Source organism: Citrobacter sp. Cf125, from assembly GCF_030333935.1.
In the GTDB taxonomy this organism is placed as follows: Bacteria; Pseudomonadota; Gammaproteobacteria; order Enterobacterales; family Enterobacteriaceae; genus Citrobacter; species Citrobacter freundii.
Genome location: NZ_JAOWEY010000022.1, coordinates 239,983 through 260,640, shown reverse-complemented (window position 1 = coordinate 260,640; position 20,658 = coordinate 239,983). Strand labels below are relative to the sequence as shown.

Here is a 20,658-nt window from a genome sequence, read left to right as displayed (position 1 = left end):
GGAAAGCCGTGATGAATAAGTTCTTTTCAGGTCGATCTGATATGCCATTTGCCATGCTGCTGCTGGCGCCCAGCTTGCTGTTATTGGGCGGTTTAGTGGCGTGGCCAATGATATCTAACATCGAAATCAGCTTTATGCGTTTGCCGCTTAATCCGCAAATTGAGTCTACGTTTGTCGGGCTGAGCAACTATATCCGTATCTTATCCGATCCCGGATTCTGGCATTCGCTGTGGATGACGGTCTGGTATACCGCGCTGGTTGTGGCAGGGAGCACGGTGCTGGGGCTGGGAGTGGCGATGTTTTTTAACCGTGAGTTTCGTCTGCGGAAAACTGCGCGCTCACTGGTCATCCTCTCTTACGTAACGCCATCAATTTCGCTGGTGTTTGCCTGGAAATACATGTTCAACAACGGCTACGGCATTGTGAACTACCTCGGCGTGGATCTGTTGCATCTCTACGATCAGGCTCCGCTGTGGTTCGACAATCCCGGTAGCAGCTTCGCGCTGGTCGTGTTGTTCGCCATCTGGCGCTACTTCCCGTATGCCTTTATCTCGTTTCTGGCGATTTTACAGACTATTGATAAATCGTTGTATGAGGCGGCAGAAATGGATGGCGCGAACGCCTGGCAACGGTTTCGCATCGTCACGCTGCCAGCGATCATGCCGGTACTGGCGACCGTAGTCACGCTGCGTACGATCTGGATGTTTTATATGTTCGCCGATGTTTATCTGCTGACCACTAAAGTCGATATTCTCGGGGTCTATCTCTATAAAACAGCGTTTGCATTTAATGACTTAGGTAAAGCAGCCGCGATTTCTGTTGTCCTCTTCGTCATCATTTTCGCTGTTATCCTGCTGACCAGAAAACGGGTGAACCTCAATGGCAACAAATAAGCGCACGCTGGGCCGCATTGGCTTTTACTGTGGATTAATTGTCTTCCTGGGCATCACGTTATTTCCATTTTTTGTGATGCTGATGACCTCATTTAAAAGCGCAAAAGAGGCGATTTCGCTGCATCCGACGCTGTTACCGCAGCAATGGACGCTGGAACATTACATCGACATCTTCAACCCGATGATTTTCCCGTTTGTTGACTACTTCCGTAATAGCCTGGTGGTATCGGTGACTTCTTCGGTGGTGGCGGTATTTCTGGGCGTGCTCGGGGCGTATGCGCTTTCCCGCCTGCGTTTTAAGGGACGAATGACCATCAATGCCAGTTTTTACACGGTGTACATGTTTTCGGGGATCCTGCTGGTGGTGCCGTTATTCAAGATCATTACGGCACTCGGCATCTACGACACCGAAATGGCGTTGATTATCACTATGGTCACCCAGACGCTGCCGACCGCAGTGTTCATGTTGAAAAGCTATTTCGACACCATTCCGGATGAGATCGAAGAAGCCGCGATGATGGATGGGTTGAACCGTCTGCAGATCATCTTTCGTATTACCGTGCCGTTGGCAATGTCTGGTCTGGTTTCGGTCTTTGTGTACTGCTTTATGGTGGCGTGGAATGACTATCTGTTTGCTTCGATTTTCCTTTCCAGCGCCAGCAATTTTACCTTACCGGTCGGTCTGAACGCGCTGTTCAGTACACCTGACTATATCTGGGGACGCATGATGGCTGCATCGTTAGTCACTGCATTGCCGGTGGTCATTATGTATGCGCTTTCCGAACGTTTTATTAAAAGTGGTTTGACCGCTGGCGGCGTGAAAGGCTAAGCGGCCAGTTTAATTAAGGAGTTGTAAATGAAGAAGTTAGTTGCCATAGAACCGCGCGTTGCAGCGCTGGTGGAATATGAAGACAAAGCGGTATCCGCCAATGAAGTTAAAGTTCGCGTTAAATTTGGCGCGCCGAAACATGGCACAGAAGTGGTCGATTTTCGTGCTGTCAGCCCGTTTATTGACGAAGATTTTAACGGTGAATGGCAAATGTTTATGCCGCGTCCGGAAGGGGCACCACGCGGGATCGAATTCGGTAAATTCCAGCTTGGCAATATGGTGGTGGGCGATGTTATTGAGTGTGGCAGCGATGTGACCGAATACGCCGTTGGCGATTCAGTTTGCGGCTACGGTCCTCTGGCTGAAACGGTTATTTTTAATGCGGTGAACAACTACAAACTGCGCAAAATGCCTGAAGGCAGTTCGTGGAAAAATGCCGTGTGCTATGACCCGGCACAGTTCGCCATGAGCGGTGTGCGCGACGCCAATGTGCGCGTCGGTGACTTTGTGGTCGTCGTGGGCTTAGGCGCAATTGGCCAGATTGCCGTGCAACTGGCTAAGAAAGCGGGAGCCTCAGTGGTCATCGGCGTGGATCCGATTGCCCATCGCTGCGATATCGCGCGTCGCCATGGCGCGGATTTCTGTCTGAATCCGATTGGCACCGATGTAGGCATGGAAATTAAGAAGCTGACCGGTAAGCAGGGCGCAGATGTGATCATCGAAACCAGTGGCTATGCAGATGCGCTGCAGTCGGCGTTACGCGGTCTGGCCTATGGTGGAACCATTTCCTATGTCGCTTTCGCGAAACCTTTTGCTGAAGGTTTCAACCTGGGGCGTGAAGCGCACTTCAACAACGCCAAAATTGTCTTCTCTCGCGCCTGCAGTGAACCGAATCCAGATTATCCGCGCTGGAGCCGCAAGCGTATTGAGGAGACCTGCTGGGAACTGTTGATGAACGGTTACCTGAACTGTGAAGAACTGATCGACCCGGTAGTGACTTTCGCCAGCAGCCCGGAAAGCTATATGCAGTATGTCGATCGCCATCCGGAAAAGAGCATCAAAATGGGTGTGGCGTTTTAATTAAGGAATGCAGAAGATGAAAATTGGAACACAGAATCAGGCTTTTTTCCCGGAAAATATTCTCGAGAAATTCCGTTACATCAAAGAGATGGGATTCGACGGTTTTGAAATTGACGGTAAGTTGCTGGTCAATAACCTTGATGAAGTAAAAGCGGCGATCAAAGAAACAGGTTTGCCTGTTACCACTGCCTGTGGAGGATATGACGGTTGGATCGGTGATTTTATCGAAGAGCGTCGTTTAAACGGGTTGCGGCAGATTACCCGCATTCTCGAAGCGCTGGCCGAAGTTGGCGGACAAGGCATTATTGTACCTGCTGCATGGGGCATGTTTACCTTCCGCCTACCGCCGATGACCTCTCCGCGTAGCCAGGAAGGCGATCGTAAAGCTATCAGTGATTCATTGATTTATCTTGATAAAGTTGCCCAGCGTACGGGTACGGTGGTGTATCTGGAACCGCTCAACCGCTATCAGGATCATATGATCAACACCCTGGCGGATGCCCGTCGCTATATCGTGGAAAATAATCTAAAGCATGTGCAAATCATTGGTGATTTTTACCATATGAATATCGAAGAAGACGATATGGCACAGGCGCTGCACGACAATCGCGATCTGCTGGGTCACGTCCATATTGCGGATAACCATCGTTATCAGCCGGGAAGCGGTACGCTGGATTTCGCTGCACTGTTTGACCAGTTACGTGAAGATAATTATCAGGGCTACGTTGTGTACGAAGGGCGCGTACGAGCAGAGAATCTGCCGGAAGCGTATCGTCAGTCACTGGCCTGGCTGCGTACTTGCTAAGAGGATTTCCGTGAAAAGTGCACTGACAAGCGCTCCGTTACGTGTCGCCATTATTGGTGCCGGGCAGGTGGCGGATAAAGTTCATGCTTCGTACTACTGCACCCGCAACGATCTGGAACTGGTGGCTGTCTGCGACAGCCGCCTGTCACAGGCGCGGTTGTTTGCAGAAAAATACGGTAATCCGCAGGTTTGGGACGATCCGCAAACGATGTTACGCGAAGCTAAGCCAGATATCGTCAGCATCTGCTCGCCCAATCGCTTTCATTATGAACACACCATGTTGGCATTGAACGCCGGATGCCATGTGATGTGCGAGAAACCTCCGGCAATGACGCCAGACGAGGCGTTGGAAATGTGTAAAACGGCGCGTCGGGTGGGAAAAGTACTGGCTTATGATTTTCATCATCGTTTTGCGCTGGATACGCAACTGCTTCGTGAGCAGGTGATGGCCGGTATTCTGGGTGAAATCTATGTCACCAATGTCCGCGCTTTGCGCCGCTGCGGCGTGCCCGGCTGGGGAGTGTTTACCAACAAAGAACTGCAGGGCGGCGGGCCGCTGATTGATCTCGGTATTCATATGCTTGATGCCGCCATGTATGTGCTGGGGTTCCCGGCGGTAAAGCGTGTTAACGCGCACAGCTATCAACGCATTGGCACGCTTAAAAACAGCGGTCAGTTTGGGAAATGGGATCCCACTACATATACCGTGGAGGATTCTTTGTTCGGCACGATTGAATTTCATAACGGCGGTATCCTGCGCCTGGAAACCTCTTTCGCGCTGAATATTCCTGAACAATCGATTATGAACGTTAATTTCTGCGGCGATTTGGCGGGGGCGACGTTATTCCCGGCCCAGGTTTACACCGACCGTGATGGTACGCTTGACGTGCTGCTTGCGCGCGAGATGGCTGATGACAACCGTCATTATCGCAGCATGGAAGCCTTCGTTAACCATGTCCAGGGCGAGCCTGTCACTATTGCTGACGCAGAGCAGGGCGTCGTTATTCAACAACTGGTTGCCGCACTGTACCAATCGGCTGAAACAGGGACCTACGTAGACTTATGACGAAGCCAGTAATGCTAACTGAACCGGCTTTTTGCCCACACAGCCTGAATAAATATGCGTCACTCATGACGACCGGTAACGGGTATATGGGAATTCGCGCCAGCCACGAGGAAGCTTACACCTTACAGACTCGTGGCATGTATCTGGCTGGGTTGTATCACCGTGCGGGTAAAGGCGAAATTAATGAACTGGTTAATCTACCCGATGTAGTCGGAGTGGAGATCACGCTTAATGGCGAGATTTTCTCGCTAACCAGCGGCGTGATTGAAAGCTGGCATCGCGAACTGGATTTTGCCAGCGGGGAATTGCGCCGTGCGCTTATCTGGCATGCGCCTGGCGGGGCGCGTTTCGCTATTGAGAGTCGGCGGTTTGTCTCAGCACAGAAGCTGCCGCTGTTTGCTATGGAAGTGGTCGTAACGCCACTGGATGCCGATGCCAGCATTGGTATCTCAACCGGTATTGATGCCACGATCACCAATCATGGTCGTCAGCATCTGGATGAAACACAGATTAGAGTATTTGGTCAGCATCTTCTGCAGGGCATTTACACAACCCAGGACAATCGCAACGATATCGCGATCACCTCATATTGTGACGTCGACGGCGCAGCGCTGCGCTGCTTCACCGCGAAAGAACGTCGGTTGTTACAACACAACACCGTGCAGGCGCAAGCCGGGCAGCGCGTCACGCTGACGAAAATGAGTTGGGTTGACTGGACGAGCGAACGCAACCTGTCGCTTGAGACCTGGGGATGCCAGTCGCTGCGTAACATTGAAGCATGCGCGCAACAGGGATATGACGCTCTGTTGGCTGAGTCGAGCGCCAACTGGCATGCCTGGTGGCAAACTCGTCGCGTTCAGGTTACCAGCTCTGATATTAGCGATCAGCGTGCGCTGGACTATGCGCTCTATCATCTGCGTGTGATGACCCCAGACCATGATGAGCACAGCAGTATTGCGGCCAAAGGTCTGACGGGGGAAGGGTATAAAGGCCACATCTTCTGGGATACTGAGGTCTTTTTGTTACCGTTTCACTTGTTTACCGAACCGAAAACCGCGAGAGGTCTATTGCGTTACCGCTGGCATAATTTGCCGGGCGCGCGTGAGAAAGCCCGCCGTAACGGTTGGCAGGGCGCGTTGTTCCCGTGGGAAAGCGCTCGCAGCGGTGATGAGGAAACGCCTGAATTCGCGGCGATCAACATCCGTACCGGGCTGCGGCAAAAAGTGGCCTCCGCACAGGCTGAACATCACCTCGTGGCGGATGTTGCCTGGGCGGTAATCAATTACTGGCATGCCACAGGGGATCTAAACTTCATGACCCGTGAGGGCATGACGCTACTGCTGGAAACGGCGAAGTTCTGGATTAGCAGGGCTGTCATGGTCAACGATCGTTTAGAGATCCACGATGTGATTGGCCCGGATGAATACACTGAGCATGTGAACAACAATGCGTTCACCAACTACATGGCCAGGTACAACGTAGAGCAGGCGCTGGGTTTTGCCCGTCGGTTGGGCTGTGGCGATGACACGTTTATTCATCGCGCAGAGCATTTTTTACAGTATCTCTGGCGACCGGAAGTGCAGCCCGATGGCGTGCTTCCTCAGGATGATACCTTCCTGAACAAACCGGTTATCGATCTGTCGCAGTACAAAGCCAAAGCGGGCAAGCAGACCATTTTGCTCGATTACTCCCGTGCAGAAGTCAATGAGATGCAAATTCTCAAACAGGCTGATGTCGTGATGCTGACCTACATGTTGCCGGAGCAATTTAGCCCGCAAACCTGTCTGGCTAACCTGCGTTATTATGAGCCACGTACGATTCACGACTCCTCTTTGAGTAAGGCGATTCACGGGATTGTGGCTGCGCGTTGTGGTGATTCGGATCAGGGGTATCGGTTTTGGCGCGAAGGTTCGCTAATCGATCTCGGGGATGACCCGCAAAGCTGCGATGATGGTATTCATGCGGCGGCAACGGGCGCAATCTGGTTGGGCGCTATCCAGGGATTTGCCGGAGTGAATGTTCGCCATGGGGAGTTACATCTTGCCCCTGCATTACCGGAACATTGGCAAACACTGTCTTTCCCACTGCGCTGGCAGGGTATCGATTTGCAGGTAACCATCAATGCAACTGAAATCCGCATTAACAGCGCCGAGCAGATTACTCTTTGGGTAAAAGGGGAAAAGATCTCTGTTCAGGGGGAGATAGTTATCTGCAATGACGCCATTATTTCGCCCACTAATGGGACCGCTACCACGGAAGGGGGTGATGAATGATCCTCAAACCACAGGCCATCATTTTTGATTTAGATGGCGTGATTACCGACACTGCACATCTGCATTTTCTCGCCTGGCGGCAGGTAGCCGGTGAAATAGGGATTGCGATTGACGAGGCATTTAATGACAGCCTGAAAGGGATTAGTCGCGGCGAATCGCTACAGCGTATTTTGCAATATGGCGGGAAAGCGGGGGAGTTTACACCTGAGGTTTGCGCACAATTGGCCGAGAGAAAAAACAGACTATATGTCCATTCTTTGCGCCAGTTGACGGTGAACTCGGTATTGCCGGGAATACGTGAGCTGCTGATGACGTTGCGGGAAGAACGGATTCCGGTGGGGCTGGCCTCTGTGTCGCTCAATGCCCCTGCGATTTTACAAGCGCTTGATCTTAAATCTTATTTTGATTTCTGTGCGGATGCCGCGCTAATTTCTCGCTCGAAACCGGATCCGGAGATTTTTCTGGCAGCCTGTGCGGGCCTTGGCGCTGACCCGCAGCAGTGCATTGGCATAGAAGATGCTCAGGCGGGTATTGATGCGATCAACGCCTGCGGCATGCTCTCTGTTGGCATTGGTACGGGGCTGAACGGAGCAAGCTTGCAACTTCCTTCAACCGAATTTCTGACGTGGCCGTGCTTATCGGCTTTCTGGCAACACGACAAGTAAAGGATTCAACATGGCACAGCTTTCGTTGCAACACATTCAAAAAATTTACGACAACCAGGTACACGTCGTTAAAGACTTCAATCTGGAAATTGAAGATAAAGAGTTTATTGTTTTTGTTGGCCCTTCAGGCTGTGGGAAGTCAACGACGTTGCGCATGATCGCCGGTCTGGAGGAGATCAGCGGTGGCGATCTGCTGATTGACGGTAAACGGATGAACGATGTGCCGGCGAAATCGCGCAACATTGCGATGGTCTTTCAGAACTATGCGTTGTACCCGCACATGACAGTCTATGACAACATGGCGTTTGGCCTGAAAATGCAGAAAATTGCCCCTGCAGTGATTGAGGAACGTGTCAACTGGGCGGCGCAAATCCTTGGCCTGCGCGATTATCTGCAACGTAAACCGGGTGCGTTATCCGGTGGTCAGCGTCAACGTGTGGCACTTGGGCGTGCGATTGTTCGTGAGGCAGGGGTCTTCCTGATGGATGAACCCTTATCAAATCTCGATGCCAAACTTCGCGTACAGATGCGGGCAGAAATAAGCAAGCTGCATCAGAAACTCAATACCACCATGATATATGTTACCCACGATCAAACAGAAGCCATGACGATGGCGACGCGTATTGTGATTATGAAGGATGGTATTGTTCAGCAGGTCGGTGCGCCGAAAACAGTTTATAACCACCCAGCAAATATGTTTGTCGCAGGATTTATTGGCTCACCGGCCATGAACTTTATTCGTGGCGCGATTGACGGTGATAAGTTTGTTACTGAAACACTAAAATTAACGATTCCAGAGAATAAATTAGCACAATTAAAAACGCAGGGTTATGAACATCAGTCGGTCACGCTGGGAATTCGCCCTGAAGATATACTTTCGCAGCTTAATAATGAAAATAGTGTACCGGCAAAAATTAGCGTTGCAGAATTAACTGGCGCTGAATTTATGCTTTATACCATTGTTGGGGGGCATGAGTTAGTGGTCCGTGCTGGGGCAGTGAATGATTATCACGCAGGAGAAAACATCACTATTCATTTTGATATGGCGAAATGCCATTTCTTTGATACTGAAACTGAAGTGGCTATTCAATAAAATTCCGGGGGATAATAATCCCCCGCGCCTTGGGGCATTTTTGCGAGTATTTTAACAAGGAATAATAATGAAAACCCTACTGTCCGCGACTGCGCTGATTATGAGCGCGGGAATGGCCTGCGCGCAGGCTGCTGAAAAGAATGACTGGCACTTTAATATCGGTGCTATGTACGAAATAGAAAACGTTGAAGGTCAGGGCGAAGATATGGATGGACTGGCTGAACCGTCCGTCTATTTCAATGCGTCCAATGGGCCGTGGAAAATATCGCTGGCCTATTACCAGGAAGGACCGGTTGATTACAGCGAGGGTAAGCGCGGTACGTGGTTTGACCGCCCTGAACTGGAAGTCCGCTATCAATTCCTTGAAAGCGAAAATGTTAATTTCGGCCTGACCGGTGGCTTCCGTAATTACGGTTATCACTATGTCAATGAACCCGGAAAAGACACAGCTAATATGCAGCGCTGGAAAGTGCAGCCAGATTGGGATGTTAAACTTACCGATGACCTGCGCTTTAGCGGCTGGTTTGCGATGTATCAATTCGTTAATGATTTGAGCACCACCGGCTACTCTGATAGCCGCGTCGAAAGTGAGAGCGGGTTGAATTATACGTTTAACGAAACAGTAGGGTTAACGGTCAACTATTACCTTGAACGCGGTTTCAATCTGGCTGATTCGCGTAATAATGGTGAGTTCTCAACCCAGGAAATTCGGGCTTATCTGCCTCTGTCTTTCGGCAATACAACCCTGACGCCGTATACCCGTATCGGGCTTGATCGCTGGTCAAACTGGGACTGGCAGGATGATCCTGAACGCGAAGGCCATAATTTCAATCGCCTCGGTTTATTGTATGCGTATGATTTCCAGAACGGTTTATCAATGTCTCTGGAGTATGCTTATGAATGGGAAGATCATGACGAAGGTGAAAGCGACAGGTTCCATTATGCTGGCATAGGCGTGAACTACGCATTCTAAAAATGAACAGGGGCATTATTATGCCCCTGTTTTTACACCAGTGAATCGGCCAACGATATTTGCGTGCTCACCGTGATATTCTGTAATCCTTTTTCACCTGCAATCAGATTAAATAATAAATTACAACTTTGTTCACCCAATTGCTGAGTAGGTACATCAATTCCACCAGGAACTGGTGTGAGCATAAAAGAAAGTAGCTCATTACTATAGCCTACGACGGCAAGTTGTTTTGGGATGGAAATGTTTTTCTCGGCCGCTACGCGATATAAACTCATTAACTTTAAGCTGTCTGTCGCAAATACGGCATCGGGTAACGGCTGCTGACTCAGTAATTTTCGAGAAGCAAGTAGGGCGGTTTCATGAGTATACCCCCCGTCAATAACCCACTCATCACGCATTTTAATGTTATGTGCCTGAAGGCTGGCTTTATAACCGTTAACGCGATCGATAGAAACATGAACGTCAAGCGGTGCATGCAAACAGGCTATATTACGGTGGCCGCTCTCAATCAGTGCATTTGTCAGCGTAATACTGTCGCGATAATTATCGGTGTCTACAGAATAGACATTAGTGTAGTCACCTTCAACCTTCCCGATAACCACAACCGGGACGTTGTATTTATCCAACCGAGCAAAAAATGATTCATCGGCAGGAGAGCTCAGCATAATGATCCCTTTGATCAACTTCTGCTTAATTTTGCTCTCACATTTTTGTAAATCATCTTCGGTGCTTCGCGACGTCTGCAATATGACATCAAAACCGACTTCTTCAGCCTTGGCAGTAATTGCATGCAATACTTCAGAGAAAAACGGATTACCGGCAGTTGTTTTTGCAGAACGGGTAGATATCACCATTATTGCATCAAATCCGGAAGAGGTAAGCGCGCGAGCTAGTTTATTAGGCTGATACTGTAACTCATCAATTGCGCGCAGCACCTTTTCAAGCGCCTCCGGCGAGATGTTGGTTTGCTTATTAAGCACGCGCGATACCGTGGATTTTGATACACCAGCGGCTCGTGCAATATCATAAATGGTAGGAGACATAGATCCCAAGCTCCGTCCGAGAGTCAATGGCGGACATATTATGGAGTTAAGTGGCGAATGACAACAATCTCGGAATGCGAGTTGGAAAATCAAAAGGCTAACCGCACTATGTGCGTGCTGAGGAACAATCGTCCACGGGTGCGGACGGTGATAATGCGGTCGCAATATTTTCTTAAGAACTGGCGTATAGTGTAAGGGTTAAATCCAACTATCAGTCAGGAAGATATTATGTTGAAGAAAAGCGTATTAGCGTTGGCACTGGTTATTGGCATGCCGGTTTATGCTGCCGAGCACTGGATTGATGTTCGCGTTCCTGAACAGTACCAACAGCAGCATATTCAGGGGGCTGTCAACATCCCGTTAAAAGAGATCAAGGCGCGTATCGTAACTGAAGTTCCAGATAAGAACGATACCGTGAAGCTCTATTGCAACTCCGGGCGTCAATCAGGGCAGGCGAAAGATATGCTGACTGAAATGGGCTACACGCAGGTGACCAACGAAGGTGGCATCAACCAGATAGCGCTTCCTAAAGTAGAGAATAAATAAACCGCCCACATTCATTCTGCTACAGGCGGTAAGAATAATGCCGCCTGATACAGCTCAGGTAGTTGATAAGTAAGAATTGACCCCTATCTTTACTTCCTGTTTGTTATAATTTCTTCGGTTCCTTCAGCAAAACGGGATGGCGATGAAGCGACTTAAAAATGAATTCAATTCGCTGGTTAATCGCGGCGTAGACCGGCATTTACGCCTGGCTGTCACCGGACTTAGCCGGAGCGGTAAAACGGCGTTTATCACCGCAATGGTAAATCAGTTACTCAATATTCATGCCGGTGCGCGTTTGCCGTTGCTCAGTTGCGTGCGCGAAGAGCGTCTGCTTGGCGTGAAACGAGTTCCACAACGCGACTTTGGTATTCCGCGCTTTACCTATGATGAAGGACTGGCGCAGCTGTATGGCTCTCCGCCGACCTGGCCGACACCAACGCGCGGTGTGAGTGAAATTCGTCTGGCACTGCGTTACAAGTCTAATGACTCATTACTGCGCCACTTTAAAGACACCTCCACGCTGTACCTGGAAATCGTCGATTATCCGGGGGAGTGGCTGCTCGATTTACCGATGCTGGCCCAGGATTATTTGGGCTGGTCGCGGCAAATGACCGGATTATTACAGGGTCAGCGTGGCGAATGGTCGGCAAAATGGCGGCAGTTAAGCCACGGGCTGGATCCACTGGCACCTGCTGACGAAAACCGTCTGGCGGAAATTGCTGCTGCCTGGACGGAGTATCTGCATCAATGCAAGCAGCAGGGACTGCACTTTATTCAGCCGGGCCGTTTTGTTCTGCCAGGAGATATGGCGGGCGCGCCTGCGTTGCAATTCTTCCCGTGGCCGGACGTTGATGCCTGGGGAGAAACGAAGCTGGCGCAGGCAGATAAACACACCAATGCGGGCATGCTGCGCGACAGGTTTAATTACTACTGTGAAAAAGTCGTGAAGGGATTTTATAAGAATCACTTCCTGCGCTTTGATCGTCAGATTGTGCTGGTCGATTGCCTGCAACCGCTCAACAGCGGGCCACAGGCGTTTAACGACATGCGTCTGGCGCTGACCCAACTGATGCAAAGTTTCCATTATGGACAGCGCACGCTGTTTCGTCGGCTGTTTTCTCCGGTGATCGACAAACTGCTGTTTGCCGCCACCAAAGCTGACCATGTCACGGTCGATCAGCACGCCAATATGGTGTCGCTTTTACAGCAGTTGATCCAGGATGCCTGGCAAAACGCTGCGTTCGAAGGTATCAGCATGGATTGTCTGGGCCTGGCATCGGTGCAGGCAACCACCAGCGGCCTTATCGATGTGAAAGGTGAAAAGATCCCCGCGCTGCGTGGTAATCGTCTGAGCGATGGCGAACCGCTAACCGTTTATCCGGGGGAAGTGCCCGCGCGTTTACCTGGACAGGCATTTTGGGACAACCAGGGCTTTCAGTTTGAGGCGTTTCGCCCGCAGGTGATGGATGTCGATAAGCCCTTACCGCATATCCGTCTTGATGCCGCGCTGGAGTTTTTAATAGGAGATAAATTGCGATGAGCGAGCCGTTAAAACCGCGTATCGATTTCTCAGGTCCGCTGGACGTGGAACAAAATGCGGCGTTTAAAGCGCAGCAGATGTTTAACGAAACGGAGGCGCAAACTTTTTCTCCGGCGACAGTGGATGAACCACTGGAAGACGAAGGTCAGGCAGAAGCCGTTATTGATGCGGCCCTTCGCCCTAAACGTAGTCTGTGGCGTAAGATGGTGATGGGTGGCCTGGCGCTGTTTGGCGTGAGCGTTGTCGCTCAGGGTGTGCAGTGGACCATGAATGCCTGGCAGACTCAGGATTGGGTCGCGCTGGGAGGATGTGCCGCAGGCGCATTGATTATCGGTGCAGGGGTTGGATCAGTGGCGACCGAATGGCGTCGGCTATGGCGATTGCGTCAGCGCGCGCACGAGCGCGATGAAGCGCGAGATCTGCTCCACAGCCATGGAACCGGAAAAGGCCGTGCATTTAGTGAAAAGCTGGCGCAGCAGGCGGGCATCGATCAGTCTCATCCGGCATTGCAGCGCTGGTATGCCTCAATTCATGAAACGCAGAACGATCGTGAAGTGGTTAGTCTGTACGCCCATCTGGTGCAGCCGGTGCTGGATGCGCAAGCCCGGCGTGAGATTAGCCGTTCAGCGGCAGAATCCACACTGATGATTGCCGTCAGTCCGCTAGCGCTGGTGGATATGGCGTTTATCGCCTGGCGCAATCTGCGGCTGATTAATCGTATTGCTTCGCTGTATGGCATTGAGCTGGGTTATTACAGCCGCCTGCGTTTGTTCCGTCTGGTGCTGTTGAATATCGCTTTTGCCGGGGCCAGTGAACTGGTGCGGGAAGTAGGAATGGACTGGATGTCGCAGGATTTAGCCGCCCGCTTATCTACGCGTGCAGCTCAGGGCATTGGCGCGGGGTTATTAACGGCGCGTTTGGGCATAAAAGCTATGGAACTTTGCCGACCATTGCCGTGGATCGATGATGATAAGCCACGGCTGGGCGATTTCCGCCGCCAACTGATTGGTCAGGTGAAAGAGACCTTACAAAAGAATAAATCTCCGCGCGAAAGTTAGCTATAAACAGGCGCCGATCGTTTAACTTTACGCCCCGGCGCCCAATTTTCCAGCTCGCTGTCAATATTTGTTGACAGAGTTCTTCCTGCAAACCAAATACTGGCTTATCATTTAACACATAATCCCTTGTCCAGGTGAAGGTTCCTATGCGTTTGGAAGTCTTTTGTGAAGACCGTCTTGGTCTGACCCGCGAACTGCTCGATTTACTGGTGCTGAGAAGCATTGATTTACGCGGTATCGAGATTGACCCCATCGGGCGAATTTACCTTAATTTTGCGGAGCTGGAGTTCACCAACTTCAGCAGTCTGATGGCTGAAATCCGCCGTATTTCAGGGGTTACGGATGTGCGTACCGTACCCTGGATGCCTTCCGAACGTGAACATCTGGCGCTTAGTGCGCTGCTTGAAGCGTTGCCAGAACCGGTCCTTTCTCTGGATATGAAAAGCAAAGTCGAGATGGCGAACCCTGCGAGCTGTCAGCTTTTCGCGCATACGCAGGATCGGATGCGCAATCATACCGCCGCCCAGTTAATCAATGGGTTTAACTTCCAGCGCTGGCTGGAAAGCAATCCGCAGGATTCCCATAGCGAACATGTCGTGATTAACGGACAGAATTTCCTGATGGAAATTACGCCTGTCCATTTGCAGGGCGAAAATCAGGAGCAGATGCTGACCGGTGCGGTGGTGATGTTGCGCTCCACTATCCGAATGGGACGTCAGCTGCAAAATATGACTACGCAGGATCTCAGCGCGTTTAGCCAGATTATTGCCGTCAGCGCCAAAATGAAACATGTGGTGGAACAGGCGCGTAAGCTGGCGACGTTGAGCGCGCCGCTGCTGATTACCGGTAATACCGGCACCGGCAAAGATCTCTTTGCTCATGCCTGCCACCTGGCAAGTCCGCGTGCGTCAAAACCGTATCTGGCGCTGAACTGCGCGTCAATTCCTGAAGATGCGGTTGAAAGCGAGCTGTTTGGCCATGCGCCGGAAGGTAAAAAAGGCTTCTTTGAGCAGGCGAATGGCGGTTCGGTTCTGTTAGATGAAATTGGCGAAATGTCGCCGCGTATGCAGACCAAATTGCTGCGTTTTCTCAATGACGGCACGTTCCGTCGTGTGGGAGAAGATCACGAAGTTCATGTTGATGTTCGCGTGATTTGCGCAACGCAAAAGAACCTTGTGGAACTGGTGCAGAAAGGACTTTTCCGTGAAGACCTCTATTATCGTCTGAATGTACTAACGCTAAACCTGCCGCCGCTGCGCGATTGCCCACAAGATATTATGCCGCTTACCGAACTGTTTGTGGCGCGTTTTGCCGACGAGCAGGGCGTGCCGCGTCCGAAATTGTCCGCAGATCTCAGCACGGTACTAACTCGTTATGGTTGGCCGGGCAACGTGCGTCAGCTTAAAAATGCGATCTACCGGGCTCTGACCCAGCTAGAAGGCTATGAGCTGCGACCACAGGATATTTTGCTGCCGGATTACGATGCGGCAACGGTTGCTGTCGGAGAAGAGGTGATGGAAGGGTCGCTGGATGAAATCACCAGCCGCTTTGAACGCTCCGTGTTGACGCAGCTGTATATGAATTATCCCAGCACGCGCAAGCTGGCCAAGCGCCTAGGTGTTTCGCATACTGCGATTGCTAACAAATTGCGTGAGTATGGACTGAGCCAGCAGAAAAAAAGCGAAGAGTAATGCCGTAAATGAAAATGCCTCCATGTGGAGGCATTTTTGTATGCAGACGCAGCTTACGCTTTCAGTACGTCCAGCGCAGCGGTGTAGTCTGGTTCGTTGGTGATTTCATTGACCAGCTGGCTGAAAACAACGTTATCATTTTCATCAATAACGACCACGGCACGTGCGGCCAGGCCTTTCAGCGGGCCTTCAGCGATTTCAACACCGTAGTTTTTCAGGAATTCAGCGTTGCGCAGGGTGGACAGCGTGATAACGTTGCTCAGACCTTCCGCGCCGCAAAAACGAGAGTGGGCGAATGGCAGGTCGGCTGAGATGCACAGTACGACGGTATTGTCGATTTCTGTCGCCAGTTGGTTAAACTTACGTACCGATGCCGCGCAAACGCCGGTATCGATGCTTGGGAAAATATTCAGCACTTTGCGCTTGCCTGCGAACTGGCCCAGCGTAACGTCAGACAGGTCTTTAGCCACAAGGGTAAAAGCCTGAGCTTTGCTTCCAGCCTGAGGAATAGAGCCGGCAACTGCAACCGGGTTGCCCTGGAAATGAACGGTTTGTGACATGGTTATCTTCCTGTTTACATATAGTTAACGTCGAGGCTAGTTTATGCCATCAGCAGTTAACACGGCAAACGCTATTTGCGGATATCCGCTTCAGGGACTGCATTAAGGAAAACAAATGAGAACAGTTAAGGTATATGAGGAAGCCTGGCCGCTGCACACTCCCTTTGTCATTGCCCGTGGGAGCCGGACCGAAGCGCATGTGGTGGTTGTCGAAGTGGAAGAAAACGGCGTCACAGGTATAGGCGAGTGCACACCGTACCCGCGCTACGGTGAAAGCGATGCCTCAGTGCTGGCGCAAATTATGAGCATTGCGCCACAACTGGAAAACGGAATGACGCGTGAAGAGCTGCAAAAGCAGCTGCCAGCGGGTGCAGCGCGTAATGCCGTGGATTGCGCGTTGTGGGATCTAAGCGCGCGTCAACAGCAGCAGTCGCTGGCGGAATTAGTGGGAAGTGAACTGGCGGAAGTGGTGACTACGGCGCAAACCGTAGTGATTGGCTCGCCGGAACAAATGGCTGCGAGCGCGGCTGCGCTGTGGGAAAATGGCGCGAAATTGCTGAAAGTTAAACTGGATGCTCGCTTGATTAGTGAGCGAATGGTTGCCATTCGTGCGGCTGTTCCTGACGCCACGATTATTGTTGACGCCAACGAATCCTGGCGGGCAGAAGGCCTTGCGGCACGCTGTCAGCTGCTGGCTGATTTAGGGGTTGCGATGCTGGAGCAGCCGCTGCCGGCGCAGGATGATGCCGCGCTTGAGAATTTTGTACATCCGCTGCCCATCTGCGCAGATGAAAGCTGCCACACCCGTAGCAGTCTGAAAGCACTGCACGGACGCTATGAAATGGTTAATATCAAACTGGACAAAACAGGCGGCCTGACGGAAGCGCTCGCGCTGGCAACCGAAGCACGCGAGCAGGGATTTGCGCTGATGCTGGGCTGCATGCTGTGTACCTCCCGGGCGATCGGCGCGGCGTTACCCCTTACGCCACTGGTTAGCTTTGCGGATCTTGATGGCCCAACGTGGCTTGCCACCGATGCGGCGCCAGCCCTGCATTTTACGACCGGGCAGCTCCATCTCTAGGGTGCCAGCGCAGGAGATTGGACATGGCTAGCAGGTATTTTTCGCTCGCTTCATCCGATGAAATGGGCGGAAATTCGGCGGTTATACAGTGTAAGTTTAAGTCTGCGCACCAGCTACCAAAAGAGCCGGGCGTTTCATAACCTACACTGGTGACCAGAGGCAATTCAAACGATTGTGCCAGCCACGCGCCCAGCTCGCTGCTTCTGGGATCTTCAATACAGGCCAGTGGATCGTGAAAAGAGACTACCCAGGCGGGATGAATTCGGTGAATAAGCTGACACAATGCCTGGGTTTCTGGTTCCGAGCCCGGATGATCGCCGGTCAACAACACCACATCACGCTCTTCTGCGCTACTGTTCCAGCGATACACCGTTTCGCCTGCTTTCCAGTTTGCGGCGGGAAAGTTACGGTTAAGATCGACGCCGTTCGCATTTGCGCGCAGCCCAAGCTGGCAACCGTCAGGGTTTACGGCTAGCACCACATGATGGCGACGCAGGGAAGGGTTAAGCGTACGCAATGCGCAGGAAAGGGTTACGACCGAGGAGTTTTCGTCGCCGTGCGTTCCCGCCAGTATCAGGCCGCTTTCACGATCGGCTGCCAGTGCAGGAAACCAGATTAGCGGTGCGCCTAACAATGAACGTCCGTAATGTTCGGTTCCAGGTGGGAATGCGCCGCGCTCGGCACGGGGACGGGTAACGGTCATAGTCATCTCTGAATGCTTGGATTGTTACTCGCAGTGTTGTGCAAAATGTATGGATAATCAAATCGTTTTCACACACTTATCTTTTCAGGTGTAATATCACTTTCTTGTCGGAAGTTAATTGCATTTCCTGCTGGCGATACAAATAATTACACATTCACTTAGTAGCCGGAATCGAGGGTATCTTATGCAGCATTCTGTTTCAGTAACCTGTTGTGCGTTGTTGGTTAGCAGCATTTCTTTATCCTGGGCTGCTGATGTTCCCAGCGGAACGGTTCTGGCAGAGAAACAAGAACTGGTGCGTCATATAAAAGACGAACCGGCGTCGCTTGATCCGGCAAAGGCCGTCGGGCTCCCTGAGATTCAGGTAATTCGTGATTTATTTGAAGGGCTGGTCAACCAGAATGAGAAGGGTGAGATCGTACCTGGCGTCGCTACCCAGTGGAAGAGTAACGATAACCGCATCTGGACGTTTACGCTGCGCGACAATGCACAATGGGCGGATGGTACGCCCGTAACGGCGCAGGATTTTGTCTACAGCTGGCAGCGTCTGGTTGATCCAAAAACGCTGTCGCCGTTTGCCTGGTTTGCTGCGCTGGCGGGTATTAATAATGCTCAGGCTATTATCGATGGCAAAGCCACGCCTGATAAACTTGGCGTTAGTGCTGTCGATGCACGGACATTGAAAGTTCAACTGGATAAACCGCTGCCCTGGTTTGCCAATCTGACGGCGAGTTTTGCATTTTATCCGGTACAAAAAGCCAACGTTGAGAGCGGCAAAGAGTGGACCAAACCGGGCAACCTGATTGGTAACGGCGCCTATGTGCTAAAAAATCGCGTCGTGAACGAAAAGCTGGAAGTTGTCCCGAACACGCATTATTGGGACAACGCCAAAACAGTGCTGCAAAAAGTTACCTTCCTGCCAATTAACCAGGAATCGGCAGCGACCAAGCGCTATCTTGCTGGTGATATTGATATCACGGAATCCTTCCCGAAAAATATGTACCAGAAACTGTTGAAGGATATCCCGGGTCAGGTTTACACCCCGCCGCAGCTTGGTACTTATTATTATGCCTTTAATACCCAGAAGGGACCGACTGCCGATTCACGCGTGCGTCTGGCGCTCAGCATGACTATCGATCGTCGCCTGATGGCGGAGAAGGTGCTGGGTACCGGTGAGAAGCCTGCATGGCATTTTACGCCGGATGTAACGGCAGGATTTGTGCCGGAACCTTCACCGTTTGAGCAAATGAGTCAGGAAGAATTGAATGCGCAGGCGAAAACGCTGCTGCGTGCGGCGGGCTATGGTCCACAGAAACCGCTTAAACTGACGCTGCTGTACAACACCTCAGAAAATCATCAGAAGATTGCTATCGCAGTGGCTTCTATGTGGAAGAAAAACCTTGGTGTTGACGTGAAACTGCAAAACCAGGAGTGGAAAACCTATATTGATAGTCGTAATACCGGCAACTTTGATGTGATCCGTGCCTCCTGGGTGGGTGACTACAATGAACCTTCTACGTTCTTGTCGCTATTAACATCGACCCATACGGGCAATATCTCCCGCTTTAATAATCCGGCATACGATAAAGTGTTGACCCAGGCTACTCTGGAGAATACAGAAAAAGCGCGGAATGCTGATTATAACGCTGCGGAGAAAATTCTGATGGAACAGGCGCCTATTGCGCCGATCTATCAGTACACTAATGGGCGTTTAATTAAACCGTGGCTGAAAGGGTATCCGATTACTAACCCTGAAGATGTGGCCTATAGCCGCACAATGTATATCGTTAAGCACTGACAGAGATAATGGCTGGTGTGATTTTGCATCAGCCATTCTACGTTTCCGGCGGTTGATGCTCACGGCAAATCAGCAACGAGTCTTCTTCACTTAATCTCTCTTTCGTCAGATTACAAAATCCCTGGCCGTCAATTTTTTGGTGGAACCGACAGCTATGGCAAAGACCAAAGCCAGGCACATTGTTGGTCCTCTGGATCCCGCGTAACAGTTCTAACAGCAGCTCTCTGAGTACGCTCGCCCGTTCACCCATTGCCGATTCACCCTCCACTAAAAACGTGGGGGGCAGCAGGGCTTCCAATAAGGTATTGGCCGACTCACTTAAGTGTAGATGGACGCTACGTTTATCACGGTCATCCGGTTTGCGAACAATCAACCCTTTGTTTTCCAACAGCTTCAGCGATTGCGACACGGTACCTTTGGTGAGACCAAGGTAGTCTGTCACGCCAAGCGGCGTATTGGAATAACGGTTACAACGGGCCAGATACATTAACGCACTAAGTTGTACTGGCTGGAGATCCACCAGTAAAGGATGCTGGCGAAACCACATCCGTGTCAGGCTGGAAAGCCGGTCAAGTACGTCGAAAAGTGACATGTCGGTCATAACAAATCCTCCTCGGCATATAGTATCGATTGAAAACTATATTGACAAAGAATAAAAGCAACGTACTATAAATTATAGTATCGAATCGATACTATAATCTAAAGGAGATGTATCATGACTAAAGCTCGTTTCTATCATGCAGGTTGCCCGGTTTGTGTTTCCGCAGAACAAGCTCTTCTGCAGCACTTGTCTGCGGATGTTGAAATCGATGTGGTTCATCTGGGAGAGCATCCTGATCGGGTTGCCGAGGCTGAAGTGGCTGGCGTGAAATCTGTTCCGGCGCTGGTGATTGACGGCAATGTGCTGCATATTAATTTTGGCGCTCCCATTGAAGCGTTGAAATAGCTGGATAGTTCGGGA

20 protein-coding genes are annotated in these 20,658 nt (G+C 51.0%); 16 read left to right on the top strand and 4 right to left on the bottom strand.

Translation table 11 applies throughout. The annotated features are described in order from the left end of the window. The first annotated feature begins 11 nt into the window (after positions 1-11). The 9 genes from OGV89_RS05370 to OGV89_RS05330 all read left to right on the top strand — a co-directional run bounded on the left by OGV89_RS05370 (position 12) and on the right by OGV89_RS05330 (position 9,677). Positions 12-893, top strand: coding sequence for a carbohydrate ABC transporter permease (locus OGV89_RS05370; protein WP_003840754.1), 882 nt, complete (start codon positions 12-14; stop codon positions 891-893). Continuing rightward, entirely contained in the window at positions 880-1,722 is an 843-nt protein-coding gene (locus OGV89_RS05365; protein WP_003020474.1) for a carbohydrate ABC transporter permease, read from the top strand. The genes OGV89_RS05370 and OGV89_RS05365 overlap by 14 nt, the downstream gene beginning before the upstream one ends. A gap of 27 nt (positions 1,723-1,749) precedes the next feature. After that, positions 1,750-2,802, top strand: coding sequence for a D-guloside 3-dehydrogenase (ycjQ, locus tag OGV89_RS05360; protein ID WP_139935452.1), 1,053 nt, complete (start codon positions 1,750-1,752; stop codon positions 2,800-2,802). A gap of 16 nt (positions 2,803-2,818) precedes the next feature. Beyond that, the gene (gene ycjR, locus OGV89_RS05355) at positions 2,819-3,607 is read left to right on the top strand and encodes a 3-dehydro-D-guloside 4-epimerase (protein WP_044710889.1); all 789 of its coding nucleotides are present in this window, start codon (positions 2,819-2,821) and stop codon (positions 3,605-3,607) included. Between the two features lie 10 nt (positions 3,608-3,617). Continuing rightward, the gene (gene ycjS, locus OGV89_RS05350) at positions 3,618-4,673 is read left to right on the top strand and encodes a D-glucoside 3-dehydrogenase (protein WP_044710888.1); all 1,056 of its coding nucleotides are present in this window, start codon (positions 3,618-3,620) and stop codon (positions 4,671-4,673) included. Next, positions 4,670-6,946 carry a glycoside hydrolase family 65 protein gene (locus tag OGV89_RS05345; protein WP_286558252.1) on the top strand — a complete coding sequence of 759 codons (2,277 nt, stop codon included), beginning with the start codon at positions 4,670-4,672 and terminating at the stop codon, positions 6,944-6,946. Before ycjS ends, OGV89_RS05345 begins: the two co-directional genes overlap by 4 nt. Then, positions 6,943-7,611: a beta-phosphoglucomutase gene (gene pgmB, locus OGV89_RS05340; RefSeq protein ID WP_003843966.1), complete on the top strand. Its 669-nt coding sequence runs from the start codon at positions 6,943-6,945 to the stop codon at positions 7,609-7,611. The genes OGV89_RS05345 and pgmB overlap by 4 nt, the downstream gene beginning before the upstream one ends. 10 nt (positions 7,612-7,621) lie before the next feature. Then, positions 7,622-8,704 (top strand): ABC transporter ATP-binding protein, encoded by a 1,083-nt coding sequence (locus OGV89_RS05335; RefSeq protein ID WP_003843964.1) that lies wholly within the window; start codon positions 7,622-7,624, stop codon positions 8,702-8,704. 67 nt (positions 8,705-8,771) lie between these two features. Further along, positions 8,772-9,677, top strand: coding sequence for an OmpG family monomeric porin (locus OGV89_RS05330; RefSeq protein WP_003843963.1), 906 nt, complete (start codon positions 8,772-8,774; stop codon positions 9,675-9,677). Between the two features lie 32 nt (positions 9,678-9,709). Here the strand turns inward: OGV89_RS05330 and OGV89_RS05325 are convergent, their stop codons facing one another. Continuing rightward, the gene (locus OGV89_RS05325; protein ID WP_003843961.1) at positions 9,710-10,720 is read right to left on the bottom strand and encodes a LacI family DNA-binding transcriptional regulator; all 1,011 of its coding nucleotides are present in this window, start codon (positions 10,718-10,720) and stop codon (positions 9,710-9,712) included. A gap of 228 nt (positions 10,721-10,948) precedes the next feature. Between OGV89_RS05325 and pspE the strand changes: the two genes are divergently transcribed. The 4 genes from pspE to tyrR all read left to right on the top strand — a co-directional run bounded on the left by pspE (position 10,949) and on the right by tyrR (position 15,555). Then, positions 10,949-11,266: a thiosulfate sulfurtransferase PspE gene (pspE, locus tag OGV89_RS05320; RefSeq protein WP_003020447.1), complete on the top strand. Its 318-nt coding sequence runs from the start codon at positions 10,949-10,951 to the stop codon at positions 11,264-11,266. 142 nt (positions 11,267-11,408) lie between these two features. Beyond that, on the top strand, positions 11,409-12,806 hold the full coding sequence (locus OGV89_RS05315; protein ID WP_003843959.1) for a YcjX family GTP-binding protein: 1,398 nt from the start codon (positions 11,409-11,411) through the stop codon (positions 12,804-12,806). Then, positions 12,803-13,864, top strand: coding sequence for a YcjF family protein (locus OGV89_RS05310; RefSeq protein ID WP_048998921.1), 1,062 nt, complete (start codon positions 12,803-12,805; stop codon positions 13,862-13,864). The genes OGV89_RS05315 and OGV89_RS05310 overlap by 4 nt, the downstream gene beginning before the upstream one ends. A gap of 146 nt (positions 13,865-14,010) precedes the next feature. Further along, a complete protein-coding gene (gene tyrR, locus OGV89_RS05305; RefSeq protein ID WP_003843956.1) occupies positions 14,011-15,555 on the top strand; it encodes a transcriptional regulator TyrR in 1,545 nt (514 codons plus the stop codon). Between the two features lie 53 nt (positions 15,556-15,608). Here the strand turns inward: tyrR and tpx are convergent, their stop codons facing one another. Further along, the gene (gene tpx, locus OGV89_RS05300; protein ID WP_003020437.1) at positions 15,609-16,115 is read right to left on the bottom strand and encodes a thiol peroxidase; all 507 of its coding nucleotides are present in this window, start codon (positions 16,113-16,115) and stop codon (positions 15,609-15,611) included. Between the two features lie 115 nt (positions 16,116-16,230). Here tpx and ycjG point away from each other — a divergent pair, with 115 nt between their 5' ends. Next, entirely contained in the window at positions 16,231-17,196 is a 966-nt protein-coding gene (gene ycjG / locus OGV89_RS05295) for an L-Ala-D/L-Glu epimerase (RefSeq protein WP_003020435.1), read from the top strand. On the opposite strand, the gene mpaA is transcribed toward ycjG, so the two are convergent. Further along, on the bottom strand, positions 17,171-17,899 hold the full coding sequence (mpaA, locus tag OGV89_RS05290; protein ID WP_003020433.1) for a murein tripeptide amidase MpaA: 729 nt from the start codon (positions 17,897-17,899) through the stop codon (positions 17,171-17,173). The genes ycjG and mpaA overlap by 26 nt on opposite strands. 184 nt (positions 17,900-18,083) lie before the next feature. Between mpaA and mppA the strand changes: the two genes are divergently transcribed. After that, positions 18,084-19,697: a murein tripeptide ABC transporter substrate-binding protein MppA gene (mppA, locus tag OGV89_RS05285; RefSeq protein ID WP_003840789.1), complete on the top strand. Its 1,614-nt coding sequence runs from the start codon at positions 18,084-18,086 to the stop codon at positions 19,695-19,697. 37 nt (positions 19,698-19,734) lie between these two features. On the opposite strand, the gene OGV89_RS05280 is transcribed toward mppA, so the two are convergent. After that, the gene (locus OGV89_RS05280; RefSeq protein WP_003840791.1) at positions 19,735-20,298 is read right to left on the bottom strand and encodes a MarR family winged helix-turn-helix transcriptional regulator; all 564 of its coding nucleotides are present in this window, start codon (positions 20,296-20,298) and stop codon (positions 19,735-19,737) included. A gap of 114 nt (positions 20,299-20,412) precedes the next feature. Between OGV89_RS05280 and OGV89_RS05275 the strand changes: the two genes are divergently transcribed. Continuing rightward, the gene (locus tag OGV89_RS05275) at positions 20,413-20,643 is read left to right on the top strand and encodes a glutaredoxin family protein (RefSeq protein WP_003843952.1); all 231 of its coding nucleotides are present in this window, start codon (positions 20,413-20,415) and stop codon (positions 20,641-20,643) included. Positions 20,644-20,658 lie beyond the last annotated feature (15 nt).